20 protein-coding genes are annotated in these 15,869 nt (G+C 67.2%); 9 read left to right on the top strand and 11 right to left on the bottom strand.

The window, feature by feature from the left end; genetic code table 11:
* Window positions 1-102 precede the first annotated feature (102 nt).
* Window positions 103-627 carry a CDP-alcohol phosphatidyltransferase family protein gene (locus AAC014_RS09645; protein WP_339707890.1) on the bottom strand — a complete coding sequence of 175 codons (525 nt, stop codon included), beginning with the start codon at window positions 625-627 and terminating at the stop codon, window positions 103-105.
* 115 nt (window positions 628-742) lie between these two features.
* Between AAC014_RS09645 and AAC014_RS09640 the strand changes: the two genes are divergently transcribed.
* From AAC014_RS09640 to arfB, 4 genes are read left to right on the top strand one after another with little or no spacing between them, the layout of a single operon-like run.
* Complete coding sequence (locus AAC014_RS09640; RefSeq protein ID WP_339707533.1) at window positions 743-1,162, top strand: TIGR01244 family sulfur transferase; 420 nt, start codon at window positions 743-745, stop codon at window positions 1,160-1,162.
* 4 nt (window positions 1,163-1,166) lie between these two features.
* A complete protein-coding gene (locus AAC014_RS09635; protein WP_339707530.1) occupies window positions 1,167-1,559 on the top strand; it encodes a hypothetical protein in 393 nt (130 codons plus the stop codon).
* Window positions 1,560-1,564: 5 nt separating this feature from the next.
* Window positions 1,565-2,470 carry a sterol desaturase family protein gene (locus AAC014_RS09630; protein ID WP_339707527.1) on the top strand — a complete coding sequence of 302 codons (906 nt, stop codon included), beginning with the start codon at window positions 1,565-1,567 and terminating at the stop codon, window positions 2,468-2,470.
* Complete coding sequence (gene arfB, locus AAC014_RS09625) at window positions 2,467-2,886, top strand: alternative ribosome rescue aminoacyl-tRNA hydrolase ArfB (RefSeq protein ID WP_339707524.1); 420 nt, start codon at window positions 2,467-2,469, stop codon at window positions 2,884-2,886. Before AAC014_RS09630 ends, arfB begins: the two co-directional genes overlap by 4 nt.
* A 63-nt stretch (window positions 2,887-2,949) precedes the next feature.
* Here the strand turns inward: arfB and AAC014_RS09620 are convergent, their stop codons facing one another.
* From AAC014_RS09620 to AAC014_RS09595, 6 genes are all read right to left on the bottom strand, one after another.
* A complete protein-coding gene (locus tag AAC014_RS09620; protein ID WP_339707521.1) occupies window positions 2,950-4,299 on the bottom strand; it encodes an ammonium transporter in 1,350 nt (449 codons plus the stop codon).
* A 15-nt stretch (window positions 4,300-4,314) separates the two neighbouring features.
* Complete coding sequence (locus tag AAC014_RS09615) at window positions 4,315-4,653, bottom strand: P-II family nitrogen regulator (protein WP_339707518.1); 339 nt, start codon at window positions 4,651-4,653, stop codon at window positions 4,315-4,317.
* Between the two features lie 171 nt (window positions 4,654-4,824).
* Entirely contained in the window at window positions 4,825-5,031 is a 207-nt protein-coding gene (locus AAC014_RS09610) for a DUF2007 domain-containing protein (protein ID WP_339707516.1), read from the bottom strand.
* Window positions 5,031-5,597 (bottom strand): pyridoxamine 5'-phosphate oxidase family protein, encoded by a 567-nt coding sequence (locus tag AAC014_RS09605; RefSeq protein ID WP_339707513.1) that lies wholly within the window; start codon window positions 5,595-5,597, stop codon window positions 5,031-5,033. The genes AAC014_RS09610 and AAC014_RS09605 overlap by 1 nt, the downstream gene beginning before the upstream one ends.
* Window positions 5,598-5,617: 20 nt before the next feature.
* The gene (gene tldD / locus AAC014_RS09600; RefSeq protein ID WP_339707510.1) at window positions 5,618-7,036 is read right to left on the bottom strand and encodes a metalloprotease TldD; all 1,419 of its coding nucleotides are present in this window, start codon (window positions 7,034-7,036) and stop codon (window positions 5,618-5,620) included.
* 24 nt (window positions 7,037-7,060) lie between these two features.
* Entirely contained in the window at window positions 7,061-7,261 is a 201-nt protein-coding gene (locus tag AAC014_RS09595; protein ID WP_121052190.1) for a zinc-finger domain-containing protein, read from the bottom strand.
* A gap of 375 nt (window positions 7,262-7,636) precedes the next feature.
* On the opposite strand from AAC014_RS09595, the gene dksA reads away from it, so the two are divergent.
* From dksA to AAC014_RS09575, 4 genes are all read left to right on the top strand, one after another.
* Window positions 7,637-8,101, top strand: coding sequence for an RNA polymerase-binding protein DksA (dksA, locus tag AAC014_RS09590; RefSeq protein WP_121052532.1), 465 nt, complete (start codon window positions 7,637-7,639; stop codon window positions 8,099-8,101).
* Window positions 8,102-8,255: 154 nt separating this feature from the next.
* The gene (locus AAC014_RS09585) at window positions 8,256-8,735 is read left to right on the top strand and encodes a flagellar basal body-associated FliL family protein (RefSeq protein ID WP_339707503.1); all 480 of its coding nucleotides are present in this window, start codon (window positions 8,256-8,258) and stop codon (window positions 8,733-8,735) included.
* Window positions 8,732-9,799, top strand: a complete 1,068-nt coding sequence (gene fliM, locus AAC014_RS09580; RefSeq protein WP_339707501.1) for a flagellar motor switch protein FliM — start codon at window positions 8,732-8,734, stop codon at window positions 9,797-9,799. Before AAC014_RS09585 ends, fliM begins: the two co-directional genes overlap by 4 nt.
* Before the next feature lie 3 nt (window positions 9,800-9,802).
* Window positions 9,803-11,410 (top strand): hypothetical protein, encoded by a 1,608-nt coding sequence (locus AAC014_RS09575; protein WP_339707498.1) that lies wholly within the window; start codon window positions 9,803-9,805, stop codon window positions 11,408-11,410.
* Here the strand turns inward: AAC014_RS09575 and cysQ are convergent.
* From cysQ to AAC014_RS09560, 3 genes are read right to left on the bottom strand one after another with little or no spacing between them, the layout of a single operon-like run.
* Entirely contained in the window at window positions 11,380-12,165 is a 786-nt protein-coding gene (gene cysQ, locus AAC014_RS09570) for a 3'(2'),5'-bisphosphate nucleotidase CysQ (RefSeq protein WP_339707495.1), read from the bottom strand. The two genes, AAC014_RS09575 and cysQ, sit on opposite strands and share 31 nt — an antisense overlap.
* Window positions 12,162-12,482, bottom strand: coding sequence for a GntR family transcriptional regulator (locus AAC014_RS09565; RefSeq protein ID WP_339707492.1), 321 nt, complete (start codon window positions 12,480-12,482; stop codon window positions 12,162-12,164). The genes cysQ and AAC014_RS09565 overlap by 4 nt, the downstream gene beginning before the upstream one ends.
* A 58-nt stretch (window positions 12,483-12,540) precedes the next feature.
* On the bottom strand, window positions 12,541-13,122 hold the full coding sequence (locus tag AAC014_RS09560) for a nitroreductase family protein (RefSeq protein WP_339707884.1): 582 nt from the start codon (window positions 13,120-13,122) through the stop codon (window positions 12,541-12,543).
* A 105-nt stretch (window positions 13,123-13,227) separates the two neighbouring features.
* On the opposite strand from AAC014_RS09560, the gene AAC014_RS09555 reads away from it, so the two are divergent.
* Window positions 13,228-15,264 (top strand): TonB-dependent receptor, encoded by a 2,037-nt coding sequence (locus AAC014_RS09555; RefSeq protein ID WP_339707489.1) that lies wholly within the window; start codon window positions 13,228-13,230, stop codon window positions 15,262-15,264.
* A 22-nt stretch (window positions 15,265-15,286) separates the two neighbouring features.
* Here AAC014_RS09555 and AAC014_RS09550 read toward each other — a convergent pair whose 3' ends face one another.
* Window positions 15,287-15,784: a DUF6265 family protein gene (locus tag AAC014_RS09550; protein WP_339707486.1), complete on the bottom strand. Its 498-nt coding sequence runs from the start codon at window positions 15,782-15,784 to the stop codon at window positions 15,287-15,289.
* Window positions 15,785-15,869 lie beyond the last annotated feature (85 nt).

Here is a 15,869-nt window from a genome sequence, read left to right as displayed (position 1 = left end):
CGCGTGCCCATCGACCGCGCGGGCCGCTCATGCCCTGCAAATGATGACGGTTTCAATCGCGTGCACCCCGAAAGCCGGGTGGAGCGCTTGGCAGGCGGGACATTACGCATCCGTTCCGTGCCGGGCGCGTTTCCAGCGCTGCGCATAGTGGACGGCCGAAACGATCGTCAGGAAAGTTGCTGCAATCATCAGGACTTGCAGAAAAGCCGGGGCCTTCAGCGCGTCGGGCAGCGGCAGCAGGATCAGCGCCACCAGCAGCATTTGCACCGCGTTTCCCGCCTTGCCGAAAAGGCCGGGGCGCAGTTCGTCGGCGTGTCCGCGCGCCCGGGCCCAGACGCTTGCGGCAAGCACAAAGCTCTCGCGCACTGCGACGACGAGCGCGAACCAGCCGGGAAGCAGTCCCGTCCACCACAAGAGCGCGATGGCCGTGCCGACGAGCAGCTTGTCGGCAACCGGGTCCATCAGCCGCCCGAACGTCGTGATGCTGTTCCACCGCCGCGCGATCCAGCCGTCCACCGCATCGGTGATGGCGGCGACAGCGAAGAGGATGCCCGCGCGCGTCAGATCACCCGAAATCAGGTACAGCGCCATCGGCACCACGAGCAGCAGCCTTAAGACGGTCAGCAGATTGGGAATGTTGATAGGGCGCCTCCCCTACTGTTTTAGTCGCCAGTCTCGTCTGCGCAGGATAGACGAGGCATGAATATCATGCACGCCTGTGCCCGGTCTTTTGGAGGAAACCATGTTCCTGAAGCTCAGCGAAACCGTTTCGGTCGCGCCGCAGATCACGGCTGCCGATGTCGGCGCCGCGAAGGCGGCGGGCTTCACCGCGATCATCAACAACCGGCCCGATGGCGAAGCGCCCGATCAGCCGCCGGGCGAAACGATCGCGGCGGCGGCGGCGGCCGAAGGGCTCGCTTACGCCTATATCCCGATGTCGCACGGCGGCATCACGCCTGACATGATCGAGGCGGTGCGCAAGGCGCTCGAAGGCCGGAACACGCTGATGTTCTGCCGTTCGGGCACGCGCTCGACGATGCTCTGGGGCCTCGCCGAAGCGTCGGCGGGCAAGGATGCCGATGCGCTGGCGCAGGCTGCGCGCGCCGTGGGATATGATCTGTCGCCGATCTATGGCGTCATGCGGCAGATGGCTGCGCGGTAGCATCATGCTCGGCCAGACGCTGATCTCGATCGGCGGCATCGCGCTCGTGGTCCTGCTGGCGCGCTGGCTTGGCGTGCAGCGTCCGGCGGCGGGCCTCGATGCGAAGGCCGCGGCCGATCTCGCCGAGTTCACGCTTGCCGGGTTCGCGGCGGAGGATGTCGCGGTCGGCGCAGACGGCGGCGCGCTGGTTTTGGGGCAGGGCGGGCGCTTCGCGCTCATCAAGCCGCACGGATCGCACTGGGCGGTGCGGGGTCTCGCCGCACCGGTGCAGGTGACTGTCGAAAGCGCTGACTTGATCGTGGAGAGCGGTGATCCCATGTTCGGCGCGGTTCGCCTGCGGATCGGCGCGGAAGCGGCGGAAACGCTTGCCGCGCGGCTGCGGGCACAGGCTGGATAAGATCGATGGACTTGCCCGATCCCGTTGCGCTCGCCATTCCGGCGTTCATCTTGCTGATGGTGGCAGAGGTGCTTTGGGTGCGTTTCGGCGGACGCGGCGAGTATGAGTGGCGCGATACCGCCACGTCGCTCGTCATGGGCTTCGGCAGCACGATCGCCGGCCTCATCACGGGCGGGGCGGTGATCGCGGCGGCTTACTGGCTGCACCAGTTCGCGTTTCTCGATCTCGGCTGGCACTGGTGGGTGTTTGCGCTCTGCATCCTCGCCGACGATCTTGCTTATTACGTATTCCACCGCAGCGCGCACCGCGTACGCTGGTTCTGGGCGGCGCACGTCATCCACCATTCGAGCCAGCACTATAATCTCTCCACGGCGCTCCGGCAGACGTGGACGGGTTTCTTCGCGCTCGCGTTCATATTCCGGATGCCGCTGTTTCTTGTGTTCGATCCGGCGATGGTGCTGTTCGCGTCGGCGATCAACCTCGTCTACCAGTTCTGGATTCACACCGAAGTCGTCGGCCGGATGCCGCGCTGGTTCGAGGCGGTGATGAACACGCCCTCGCACCACCGCGTCCATCACGCGACGAACCCGCGCTATCTCGACAAGAATTACGCGGGCATGTTCATCATCTGGGACAAGATGTTCGGCACGTTCGAGCCCGAGCGCGACGACGAGCCCTGCCGCTACGGCATCGTGAAGAACCTCGGCAGCTTCAATGTGTTTTGGACGGCGTTCCACGAATGGATCGGCATCGCGAAGGACGTGTGGCACGCGCCCACGTGGGCGGCGCGCTGGAACTACATGGTGAAGCCGCCGGGCTGGAGCCACGACGGCAGCCGCGACACGTCGGAGACGATCAAGGCGCGTTGGGCGGAGCGGCAGGCGCGGCTCTCGGCAGAGCCCGCCGAATGATCTCCATCGGGCGCGGGCTCGCCATCGATCCATCCGAGATCACGCTCAGTTTCATCCGCGCGAGCGGCCCCGGCGGGCAGAACGTCAACAAGGTTTCGACTGCGGTCGAGCTGCGTTTCGATCTCGCGCGTGCGCCGTCGCTGCCCGAGGCGGTGAAACGCCGGGCTGCGCGGCTCGCGGGGCGGCGGCTGACGCTGGAGGGGGTGATCGTGCTGCGCGCCGATCGCTTCCGTACGCAGGAGATGAACCGCGAGGATGCGGAGGCGCGTCTTGTCGCGCTGCTCTCGGAAGCCGCCGTGCCGCCGACGCCGCGCGTCAAGACGAAGCCGGGCAAGGCGGCGAAGGCGCGCCGCACCGACGCCAAGACCGGGCGCGGCAAGGTGAAGGCGCTGCGCCGCAAACCTTCGGATATCTGATCCGAAAAGGAGAGGGGCGGCGTGGTTGCCCACACCGCCCCGGGATTTACGCAGGTACTAAACTCAGTAGTTGTAGGCGCGTTCGCCGTGTTCGCCGAGGTCGAGACCCTCGCGCTCGACTTCCTCGGTGACGCGGAGGCCGGTGACGACCTTAGCGATACCAAAGGCAATTGCCGAGCCCACCGCTGCCCAGATGATGGCGACCACGACCGCCTGGATCTGGATGATGAGCTGGGCGCCCATGGCGTAGTCTTCACCGCCCGGTCCGCCGAGCGACGGGAGCATGGTCACCGCCGTGAGGATCGAGCCAATGATGCCGCCCACGCCGTGGATGCCGAACGCGTCGAGCGAGTCGTCGAAGCCGAGCTTTGCCTTGATCTTCATGACGAAGATGCAGCAGGCGACGGCTGCGATGGCGCCGAGCAGGATGGCGCCGAACGGACCGGAGTTGCCCGCCGCCGGCGTGATTGCCACGAGGCCCGCGATGGCGCCCGAGCAGGCACCGAGCAGCGAGCTCTTGTGGCCGAGCGCGCGCTCGGTGAGCATCCAGAACAGCACCGCCGCAGCCGTGGCGACGAAGGTGTTGATGAGCGCGAGGCCCGCCGAACCATTCGCTTCAAGAGCCGAACCGGCGTTGAAGCCGAACCAGCCCACCCACAGGAGACCCGTGCCGATCAGCGTCATGGTCAGCGAGTGCGGCGCCATGACTTCCTTCTGGTACCCGATGCGCTTGCCGAGGATGATCGCGCCGACCAGCGCCGAGACACCGGCATTGATGTGGACGACCGTACCGCCGGCGAAGTCCAGCGCGCCCCAGCCGAAGATCAGGCCGGTCGCCTCATCCGTGCCGCCGAGATACCAGACCATGTGTGCGATTGGGTAGTAGACGATGAACAGCCAGACGATGGCGAAGACCATCAGGCCCGAGAACTTCATGCGCTCGACAAGGCCGCCGACGACGAGCGCGACGGTGATCGCCGAGAAGGTCATCTGGAAGGCGACGAACACGAATTCCGGGATCACGACCCCGTCCGTGAAGGTCGCGGCCGTGGAGTCGGCTGTCACGCCGGCAAGGAAGAACTTGCCCGTCGAGAGGAACTGGTTGGCGTCGCCGCCGAACGCGAGGCCGTAGCCGAACATCACCCAGAGGATCATGGCGAGGCTCGCCACGGCGATGATCTGGGTGAGCACCGAGAGCATGTTCTTGGTGCGGACGAGGCCACCATAGAACAGCGCGAGGCCGGGGACGATCATCGCCATGACGAGCACTGTCGCCACGATCATCCAGGCGGTGTCGCCCTTGTCGGGAACCGGCACGGCCGCAGCCGCTTCCTGTGCGAAGGCCGGCAGTGAAAACAGCAGGGGGGCGCTGAAAGCCAGCGCGCGTCCCGCCAATCCAAGAGTTGGTTTCATTCCTTACCCCCAGTTCTAAAGAGCGGTTTCGTTGGTCTCGCCGGTGCGGATGCGCACGGCGCCGCCGACATCGATCGTGAAGATCTTGCCGTCGCCGATGCTTCCGGTCGCGGCGGCGGCGGAGATGGTTTCAACCACACGCGGAGCAAGGTCGTCGGCGGTGACGATCTCGAGCTTCAGCTTCGGAACCATGTTCACGGTGTATTCGGCGCCGCGGTACACTTCCGTGTGCCCCTTCTGGCGCCCGTAACCCTTCACCTCCGTCACGGTCAGTCCCTGCACGCCGATGTCGCTCAGGGCTTCGCGCACCGGGTCGAGCTTGAATGGCTTGATGATAGCAATGATCAGCTTCATGCCTTGCCCCCTCCTGTGTGTTTGTGCCGGGGAGGCGATTTGCATGATGCGTGCCAACTGCTGCAGCGCAGCAAAACGGACGACTCCACCGTCGTAGCCGTCAGTTTGTGATTAAAAATTAGGCGATGAAGAGGTGTCGCCTAGATTCTAGGCGAGGAGGTTGACGAAAGTTTAATCGCCGGCCCGGTCCAGAATCGCTTTTGCGCGATCGACGTCGCTTTCATCGACCATCAGCCGCGCCGAAGCGATCGGCCCAAGCCCAAGGCTCGACACGCCCGCATCGAAAAGCACTGCCGGAATCCCCTCCGCTTCGAGCGCAAGGCGGGCGACATCGGCATCGATGCGGGTCGAATACTCGCGCACCATCGCGAGCGGCATCAGGCGTCCTCGCTCACGTAGCGGTCGGTGACGCGGACTGGCAGTCCGTCGATGCTTCGCGTGCGGTCGGCGCGGCGCTTCACCCAGGCGGATGGATCGTTGCCAGCCTGCTTGTGGTACTTCACCAGCGTGGGCCGTTCGCGCTCCAGCGTCATGTGCGGCACGCCCCAGCCGCAGCTCGTCTGCGTGCTCTCCACCGTGATGTCGAAGATCTGCCGTGTGCCGGGCAGGATCGTGAAATGCGCCGCGAGCGCGTCCCACTCCGCGTCCTGCGGCAGCACAGGCCGCCCGTGCCCGTAAATGCGGAAGATGAGCGCGGGATTGTCGAATGCGCAGAACATCAGCGTGATGCGCCCGTCCGCCGCGAGGTGTGCGTGCGTCTCGTTCCCCGATCCGCCGAGATCGAGATAGGCGACGCGCTTCGGCCCCAGCACGCGGAAGCAATCATAGCCTTTGGGGCTGAGGTTGATGCGTGCGTCCGGCGCGGCGGTCGCCACGAAGAACACGGGCTGGCGTGTGATGAACGCGATATGGTCGTCCGTCAGTGCGTCGAAGAAGTCCGCCATGTGCCCGCTCTCCTTCCGTCTCAGGCGGCGGTGCCGCCCACCGTCAAGCCTTCCAGCATCAACGTGGGCTGGCCAACGCCCGCAGGCACCGATTGTCCGCCCTTGCCGCAGATGCCGACGCCTTCGTCGAGTTCGAGATCGTTGCCGATGGCGACGACCTTCTGCATCGCTTCCGGTCCCGATCCGATCAGCGTCGCGCCCTTGATCGGGGCGCCGAGTTTGCCGTTTTCGATCCGGTAGGCTTCGGTGCAGGAAAACACGAACTTGCCGCTGGTGATGTCCACCTGTCCGCCGCCGAAGCTCTTCGCATAGATGCCCGATTTGGCGCGGGAGAGAATCTCGGCCGGGTCGTCCTTGCCCGCGAGCATGAACGTATTCGTCATGCGCGGCATCGGCGCGTGCGCGAAGCTTTCGCGGCGGCCGTTGCCGGTGGGCGCCACGCCCATCAGCCGCGCGTTCAGCCGGTCCTGCATGTAGCCCTTCAGGATGCCGTCCTCGATCAGCACGGTGCGGCCGGTCGGCGTCCCTTCGTCATCGATGGTGAGCGACCCGCGCCGGTGCTCGATGCTGCCGTCGTCCACGATCGTGACGCCGGGCGACGCCACGCGCTCGCCGAGCTTGCCGGAAAAGGTGGATGCGCCCTTGCGGTTGAAATCGCCTTCCAGCCCGTGGCCGACCGCTTCGTGCAGAAGCACGCCCGGCCAGCCCGGCCCCAGCACCACGGTCATTTCGCCCGCCGGCGCGGCGACCGCGTCGAGGTTCACCAGCGCCTGCGCGAGCGCGATGTCGATGGCGCGCTCCCACGTCGCGTCCTCGAACAGCTGGTCGTAGAGGTAGCGTCCGCCGACGCCGTGGAATCCGGTCTCGCGCCGCCCGTCCTTCTCCGCGACGATCTGCACGTTGATCCGCACCAGCGGCCGGATGTCGGACGCGCGGAATCCGTCGCCGCGCAGAATCTCGATCGCGGACCAGCTCGCGGTGAGCGAGGCCGAGACCTGCACCACGCGCGGATCGCGTGCCCGCGCTGCGGCGTCGATTCGCTCCAGCAGCGCAACCTTGCGCGCGAAGGGAATCGCGCTGATCGGGTCGTCGTCCACGTAGAGCTTGCGGTTGGTCCGTGCAGGCGGGGCAGCCAGCGTACCACCATGCCCGCCGCGCACCAGCGCCACGGTTTCGCCCGCGCGCCGGATCGCGGCCTCGCTGATCTCGTTGGCGTGCGCGAAGGCGGTGGTCTCGCCCGAAACGCCGCGCAGGCCGAAGCCCTGCGTCGTGTCGAAGCTGGCGGATTTCATGCGGCCGTCGTCAAAGCTGAAGCTCTCGGCGACCGTGTGTTGCATGTAGAGCTCGCCGTCGTCGGTGCCGGCGAGAACGTCGGCGACGATGCGCTCGGCGTGAGAGGGGTCGAGCTGCGAATAAAACAGGCGGGTTGGGTCGGTCATACGCCCGATATGGGCGCTAAGCCTTTATTTGTCACGTGTGTCGGCGGGTCCGCCCGAAAGGATGAAGCGCCGATCGCAATAGCCGCAATCGACGAAGCCGTGCTCCATCTCCATGTAGACGCGGGGATGGCCGAGCGGTCCCTCGTCGCCGTCGCACGACACGCGCGTGCTGTCGACATAGCGGATTTCGGGGACGAATGCGTCTTTCGGGGCGGTGGCGTTCATGGATGTCGCGCTTAGCACCGGTTTTTCGCGGCCTCAAGCCTGCTCAGACAAAGTGCTGAGCGATCACCGGTCCAAGCGCGATTGCCGCGATGAAAGCCGTCTTGAGCGCGCTGAGTGCCAACACGCGCCGGCGAGAGATGGGAGCCATGAACATCGCGCGACGATGGCGCGGAAAAGGTTAGCAAAGTCTTAATATCGACGGTCCTGCAACAGTTCGGCGATTGAATTTGCGCGGCACTCATCTAGCCGCTTGCCGCGTGCAGATACGGACGGTATAGCCCGCGCCGGGAGCGGTCGTTTCGCGCGCGCCTCACGAGCTCGCGGGCCGAACGGTCGGGGCAGGAGTTGCGTTAAATGATCGATACGGTTGAAGGAATGTCCGTCCTGGCCGACGACGACGATAATCTGAAATCGGCTGCCGCGAACGGCATCGAATTGCCGCAAGGCTATGTCCCTTCGGAGGACGAGCCTTTCATGAATCCGCTGCAGCTGGCGTATTTCCGCAAGAAGCTTCTCGATTGGAAGGACGACATCCATCGCGAAGCGAAGGAAACGCTCGCCCAGCTCCAGAAGGAGCCGCTGCAGGAAGCCGACGCCACCGACCGCGCTTCGAGCGAGACCGACTGGTCGATCGAGTTGCGCGCGCGGGATCGGCAGCGCAAGCTGATCAACAAGATCGACGCTGCGCTGCGCCGCATCGATGCGGGCGAATACGGCTATTGCGAGGTGACTGGCGAGCCGATTTCGCTGAAGCGTCTCGATGCGCGCCCGATCGCCACGATGACGGTCGAGGCGCAGGAACGCCACGAGCGCAACGAGAAGATCACGCGCGACGAATAGCGCGGTCTGGCCTGCGGCTAGATCGTTACGCGAAAGTCACGGAAAACCACGCCCCTCTGCGGGGTTGCCCGCGCTCATGCGTCCATCATGCGCAACGCCTCGTTAACTACGCAGCGGCTAGTTTGCACCACTGGGTTGCAAACTGGCGGGGCCGATGACGCCGATCGATGATGCCATACGGCCGGAGGAACTGGCCGCGCTGGAGGCTGCCTTGCCGCGCAAGTGGTGGAGCGGCAAGCGTATTGTCACGGCTGCGCTGATCGCTGCGGCCATCGTCGCCGCGCTTTACGGTCTTCAGTGGGCGTCGGCGCCCGGCGTGCTGACGCCCGCGATTCCCTATTATGTCGAGGTTCCGGCGATGACCGTGAACCTCCGCACGAAGGGCGGCGAACGTCGCTACCTCAAGGTGCAGGTGGTGATCGAGGCCGCGAGCCGCGAGGATGCCGCCGCGATCAAGGCCCGGCTTCCGGCGGTGATCGACGGCTTCCAGTCCTATCTGCGCGCGCTGCACCCGCAGGATCTCGGCGGCGCGTCGGGCACGTACCGCATCAAGGAAGAGCTGATGGTGCGGATCAACCGCGCCGGGCCGGGGCGGGCGAGCGACGTGCTGGTGCAGGAGCTGATCCAGCAATGACCAGCCGCAGCATGAAGTTCGACCCCGAGGCCTGGCTTCGCGACGATATCGAGGCAGAGTGGGCGCTGACGCGGGACCAGATGCAGCGCACCGCGCAGCAGGCGGCGCACACGCGCGAAACGCAGCGCGGGATACCGGCCTCCGATCAGGCGGGCATCGACGCCATCATCAACGCCGGTCTCGTTTCCACTGAGCGGCTGCCGATGCTCGATGTGGTCTTCGATCGCCTCGTCCGGCTAATGACGGCGAGCCTGCGCAGCCTCACCTCCGATACGGTCTCGGTCTCCATCGAAACGGTTGCCCCGGTGCGTTTCGGCGCGTTCCTCAACGACCTGCCGCGACCCTCGCTGATCGGCGTCGCGCAGGCGCGTGCGTGGGACAATTCGGCGCTGCTCATCGTCCGCCCGGACCTCGCCTTCGCGATGGTCGACGTGCTGCTCGGCGGGCGTCGCGGCGTGCCCCCGGCGCGGACCGGCGGGCGGGGTTTCACGGCGATCGAAACGAAACTCGTCACGCGCCTCATCGATGTCGTGCTGAGCGATCTCGGCGCCGCCTTCGCCCCGCTGGCTTCGGTTGCGTTCGAGCGCGACCGGATCGAAACCAACCCGCGCTTCGCCGGGATCGCACGTCCCACCAGCATCGCCGTCAACGCCCGCTTCCGTATCGAGGTCGATGAGCGCGGCGGGCTCCTTGATCTTATGATCCCCCATGCGACGCTCGAGCCGGTGCGCGCGCTGCTCCTTCAGCGTTTCACGGGCGAGACGTTCGGCCGCGACAGAATATGGGAACGGCATCTGGCGTCGGAGCTTCAGCGTACCCGCGTCGAGGTCGAAGCGGTTCTCGGCGAGCAACAGATGACGCTTGCCGAGGTGATGGGTTTCAAGCCCGGCCAGACGCTGCTTTTCGGCACGCGCGAGGAGCACCCGGTCGCGCTGCGCTGCGGCGGGCGCACGATCGGGCATGGCCGCATGGGCCGCTCCGGCAATCAGGTGGCGGTGCGGCTCACCGACCGGGAAACCGAACCCCAGCCGGGAAAGACGTTCCGCCTGCGCGGCGAGGACTAGGCCATGCGCCTCGCACCCCGACGTTTGCTGCTGTTCGCCATGCTCGCGCTGGCGATCCCCGCGCCCGTGTCGGGGGACGCGCCGAACGTGCGCGCCGCGCTGCAGGCGCTCAGCGTCGCGCCCGATGCCGAGCGCCCCGAACGGCGCTGGCGGCTCGCGCAGGACTATGCCGCCGCCGGTCTCCATGCCGAGGCGGATGGCGTGCTCGGCGTGCTTGCCGCCGATTCACCCCGCCGCGCGGAAACCTCTGAATTCCGTCTTCTGCGCGCCGAGGTTCTCATCGCGCTCGGCGCCCCTGCAACGGCGTTGGCCGAGCTTGATACGCCGACGCTTGCCGAAGTGCCCGCCGCCTGCCTTCAGCGCCTCGCCGCGTCCGCGCGGCTGCGCGACCACGCCGGGGTTGCCGCCGCGCATCGCTGCGCCGCTCCGGCGCTTGGAGCGCTTCCGGCCACGGCGCGGGCGCCCTATCTGATGGCCGCCGTGCGCACCTATGCGGAGGCGGGCGACATGGCTGCGGCTGCGGCGGTGCTGCGCCGGATGGGTGGGCTGTCCCCGGTCCAGCAGGGCGAGGCCGAATATTGGCGGGGCGTCACGCTGCGCGGCGATGCACCGGCGGCGCTCGCGCATTTCCGTCGCGCTGCGGCGGGGCCGAATCCGATCGCGGCGCTGCGGGCCGAGGTTGCGGCCACCGAAATCGAGGTCGCGGCCGGACGTCTCACCCCGAAAGCTGCGCTCGCCCGCCTTGAAAGTCTCGATAATGTCTGGCGTGGCGGGGCTGCCGAGCGCGATCTGCTGATGGCGCTCGGGAGTCTTCGGGATGCGACCGGCGACGTTTCCGGCGCCTTCGCGGCGTGGAGCGCGGTTGCGGGCGGTGTCCCGGACCTTTCGAAGCGGTTCTCGGCTGCTGTCGCAGACGCGCCGCCCGATCAGGCCGTGGCGTTGCTGGGCGCGTATCCCGATTATGCTCCCCAAGGCGCCGAGGCCGATGCCCTGATCCGCCGCCTTTCCGAGCGTCTCGCGGCTGCGGGCCGCCTCGCGGAGGCCGCGCGCCTCCTCGATCACCAGGTCGCGCATCGCCTCGAAGGCACGGCGCGGGCGAGCGTCGCGGTGCGGCTTGCCGACCTCCTCGTGGCGAGCGGCAATCCACAGCGGGCGCTCGCCATCCTTGCGGAAACGCGCGCCGCGCTTCCCGCCGATCTCGATCTGCGCCGCCGTCAGGCGGAAGCCGCCGCGCGCATCCGCACCGGCGGCGCGGCCGAGGCCCGCGCCCTGCTCGCGGGCATCGATGGTCGCCACGCTGACATCCTGCGTGCCGAAGCCGCGTGGGAGCTGGAAGACTGGCCAGCGGTGATCGCCGGGCTCGAACCCTTGCTGCCCGAAGGCGCGGCGACCGCACAGGACGCAGGCCTGATCCTTCGCGTCGCTGTCGCCGCCGCCCGGCAGGGCGATCGCGAGCGGCTCCGCAGTCTGGAGAGGCGTTACCGCACGATGCGCGGCCAGGCCGCTCGTGCGCTCGAAGCCCTTGTTGACGCCCCGCGCGACCCGCGCGTCCTCGCGGCCGTCACGGAAACGGTATCAACCTATTCGGTGATCGAAGGCAGCGCGGCGTAGGCGTCGGGGTCGCCCCACGCGAGGAACGGCCCATTGAGGTAATCCGCCTTGCCGTAGCGGAACGGCGCGCCCGCAGCATCGACCATCGCGCCGCCCGCGGCGAGCAGCACGGCGTGCGCCGCCGAGGTATCCCACTCCGATGTCGGCCCGAAGCGCGGATACACGTCCGCCTCGCCCTCGGCGATCATGCAGAACTTCAGCGACGATCCGCTCGGCTTCACGTCCGCGCCGGGAATGCGCGCGACATAGGCCATCGTGCGATCGTCGTTGTGCGACCGGCTGGTGACGACCACGGGCCGCGCCGGAAGCGCCCGGCAGCGGATCGGCGTTTTAGCGTCGCCATCGAACCGCCACGCGCCGTCGCCGACGATGCCCGCCCAGATCGTACCCGTGCGCGGTGCCATCACCAGGCCGAACACAGGGCTGCCTTTGTCGATGAGGCCGATGTTCACCGAATAGTCCGCCCCGCCGTCGAGGAAGCTCTTGGTGCCGTCGAGCGGGTCAATCAGCCAGAAGCGCTCGGCGATGGCGGGCTTGCCATCCGCCTCGCAGGCTTCCTCGCCCACGATCTGCGTGTCGGGATCGATCTGCCGGAGCGCCGCGACGATCAGCGCCTCGGCGCGCTCGTCCGCTTCGGTTACGGGCGAGCGATCGGCCTTGGTGCGCGATGCGGCGCCGGCTTCGCGGATTTGCTCGATGAGGGTTGCCGCGTCCCGGATCACCGGGAGCAGCGCGTCAAGAAAGGGGCGTGTCACGCATCCGCGGTATCGAAGAGTTCCGCGGGTTTCAAGCCGATCCGGTCGATGTGGCGGCGGATCGCCGGCCACTCGTGCGTCAGGAACTGCTTGCGTTCATCGGTGACCAGCCGTTCGCGCGCGCCCGGCTCCACGAACAGCCCGAGCCCGCGCCGCGCCGAGACGAGCCCGGCGGTCTGCAGCTCCTGATACGCCTTGGAGACGGTAAGCGGGTTCACCTGCTGTTCGGCGGCAAGCGCACGCACCGAAGGCAGCGAATCCCCGACGCCGTACTCACCGTCAATGATCGCAGCCGCGATCAGATCGCGAATCTGCACATAGATCGGACGCGTTGTTTGCCACATAGTGTTATAAAACCATAAGACAGTAGCACGGTCAACCCGCGCTCCACACACTCACGACGTCTTCGAGGTCCGGGCGCGGGCGCTCTTCCAGCGGTTTCCCCGGCGTGCCGAGGAACATGAAGCCGACAATGCTGTCGCCGGGTTCGCCGAAAAGCCGCGTCACGCTCTCCGAATAGGCCGCCCAGCCCGTCAGCCAGCACGATACGAAGCCCTCGGCGTGCGCGGCGTGCGCCAGTGTCATCGTTGCGGCGGCAGCCGATGCGGCCTGTTCGGCGAGCGGGATGTGCGATTCGGGTTTGGGACGGAAGAGCGTGACGACCAGCGTGGGTGCCTGCCGCGCGAAGTCGCGGATCGCCTCGCGCTCGATGCGACCGGCGTCCGGTTTCTCGGCCAAATAGATCGCGTCCAGCGCCTCGCCGAGCGCACCGCGCTCGCTTTCCGGCACGATCACGAACCGCCACGGCGCGAGCTTGCCATGGTCGGGCACGCGCGCTGCCGCGCTCAGGATGCGCCGCAGCTGCGCCTCATCCGGGCCGGGCGCGATCATGTCGCGCGCCTTGCCGGAGCGGCGGGAGAGAAGCAGCGACATGGGCGTGGTGCGGTCGTTGAACACGGTCACGGATGGTTTGCCTTCTTGCCGTTCGCCGATAGGCGGTTGCCGGGGGGAGGGGTGCTCGCTAGCAGATGCGCCTCCGGAAAAGAAAGTCAGGTCGCCATTTTGCGGTATCGTTTTTGCCTTTTGCTCGCCTCCGCCGTCCTCGCGCATCCTGCGGCCGCCGATGACACGATCGTGGTGACCGGCCATGCGCTCGAACAGCCGCTAGGCTCGCAGGCCTATGCCGTGCAGGTCGTGGACGGCGCAGCGCTTCAGGACGTCCCGGGCGGGCTGGAAACAGCGCTGGAGGCGGCCTCCGGCTTCCAGATGTTCCGCCGCACGGACAGCCGCTCGGCGAACCCGACGAGCCAGGGCGCGCAGCTTCGCGGCATCGGCGGCAACGCCTCGAGCCGCGCGCTGGTGCTGCTCGACGGCGTGCCCGTCGCAGATCCGTTCGCGGGATGGATCCCGTGGCCCGCGATTCGCCCCGAAAGCCTCTCTTCGGTGCGCATCACCACGGGCGGCGGTGCGGGCGCGTTCGGCGCGGGCGCGCTCACCGGCGTCATCGAACTGTCGAGCGTGGGGCGCGACCGCACGCCTGTCGTCGGTATCGACTACGGCAGCCGCGATTCGGTCGCGGCCTATGCGGGCGCGACTGTCCCGCTCGGCGGCGGCTTCATCGCGCTCGATGCCGGATACGATCGCGGCGACGGTTTCCATCTCCTCAAGCGCTCGCAGCGCGGGGCCATCGATATCCCGGCCTCCTATGAGCAATACGGCGGCGCGGTGCGCTTCGTCGTGCCGGTGGGCGAACAGACCGAGCTTCAGGTTCGCGGCGCGGCGTTCGCCGACGACCGCGTGCGCGGCATCGATATCGTCGATTCGGCGAACAGCGGCACGGACGCGAGCGTGCGGCTGGTGTCGCGCGGAACGCTGCCGTGGGAAGCGGTTGCCTATCTTCAGACGCGGGATTTCTCGTCGCGCTTCGCCCGCATCGCGGATGACCGGAACACCGCGTCATCGGTGCTTGACCAGTATGCTGTTCCGGCGACCGGCTACGGCGTGAAGGTCGAAGTCCGCCCCACGCTCGGCGCTCATGCCCTGCGTCTCGGCGCGGATTGGCGCGGCGCGAGCGGCGAGACGAAGGAGTTCTACACGCCGGTGGCGAACGCCTTCACGCGCAAGCGCGAAGCGGGCGGCGACAGCAATGTTTACGGTGTTTTCATTGAGGACGACTGGCGGCTGACAGACGCGCTGCTGCTCACGGGCGGCGTCCGCCTCGATCGCTGGTCGCTCGCGAATGGCCATCTCGACGAGCGGCAGCTGACGGGCGCGGTTCTCACCGATACGGACTTCGCGAAGCGTTCGGGCACGGAGCCAAGCGGGCGTCTCGGCCTTGCGTTTTCGGCGACCCCCGCGCTCACGTTGCGCACCGCCGGGTATCTCGGCTTCCGCGTGCCGACGCTCAACGAGCTGTACCGGCCGTTCCGTGTCGGCGCGGATGCGACGGCCGCGAACGCGGCGCTGAAGCCCGAACGGCTGCGCGGCATCGAGGCGGGGTTGGATTACCGCCCGCTCAGCACCGCGCACCTCTCCGCCACGGTCTTCTACAACCGCGCCAAGAACGCGATCGGCAACGTCACGCTGGCGCAAGGGCCGGGCGTGTTCCCCGGTGTCGGCTTCGTCGCGGGCGCTTATCGCCAGCGGCTCAATCTCGACGCGGTGGAGGCGTGGGGCATCGAAGCGAATGCGGGCCTCGATCTCGGCCGCTGGTCGCTCGGCCTCTCCTATGCCTTTACCGATGCCACGGTGGAAGCGAGCGGCGTGTCCGCAGCGCTGGACGGTATGCGCCCCGCGCAGACCCCGAAGCATCAGGCGAGCGCATCTGCAAGCTGGCGCGTCGACGGTTGGAGTGCCGGTATCACTGCCCGCTACGACGGTGTGCGCTACGAGGACGATCTGCAGACGCTCCGTCTGGACGAGGCGCTGACGCTCGATGCCTTCGCCGAAGCGCCGCTGGGCAACGGGCTTTCGCTTCGCCTCGCGGCGGAAAATCTCGCAGACGCGAATGTCGAGGCCGGCCGCACCAGCGACGGCATCATCGATCGCGGCCAGCCGCGCACGCTCTGGGTCGGCATCCGCTGGCGCCCCGGGCGCTGAATTTAAGGGAAGCACGCTTCGATCAGCGCTGGCGCATTAGGCGGAACGGGACTTCCTTTGCGGTGCCTTTCTCGGTGATTTTCACCCACATGACGAGAGAATCGGGCCCGGTGCGTTCGATTGTCATGCCGTCGAAGAACCAGCGGTCCTTCTCGATGGCGACGAGCGGAAAGACCACGGGTTTGCCGGTTTGATCCTCCCAGCCGGTCATGTCCGGGTTGAAGTGGCGCACGCGATAGGCCAGTGACTGGCCGACGGGGACATAGTCGACGATTTCGGTAAACGCGATGCCGCCCTTGCCGTCAGCCATGACGAAATGGCCCGTGATCCGGCCGCCGAGCGGTGCGGAATAGGTTTCCGTCACCGCCGCGCCCATTCCCGTGCCAACCCAGCTTCCTGCAAGCCAGGAGAGCTGATCGATGGAGGCAGGCGGCGAAACGCTGCCGTCCAGCGAACGCGTATTCTGCGCGGCGGCGGGAGCGGAGAGAGCGAGCGTGAAGGCGATCAGAGCGCGGATCATGACATGGGCCTCCGGTTGAACACAGCATAGCGTTTCCAGATGCCGGGTCCATCCGGTGTCGCCGTTGTGGCGCGGCCGCGATTTC

Origin of the sequence: uncultured Sphingosinicella sp., from assembly GCF_963974575.1 — a bacterium.
Lineage (GTDB): Bacteria > Pseudomonadota > Alphaproteobacteria > Sphingomonadales > Sphingomonadaceae > Sphingosinicella.
The sequence above is the reverse complement of the archived record's forward strand: the minus strand, read 5'-3'. Positions and strand labels throughout refer to the sequence as shown.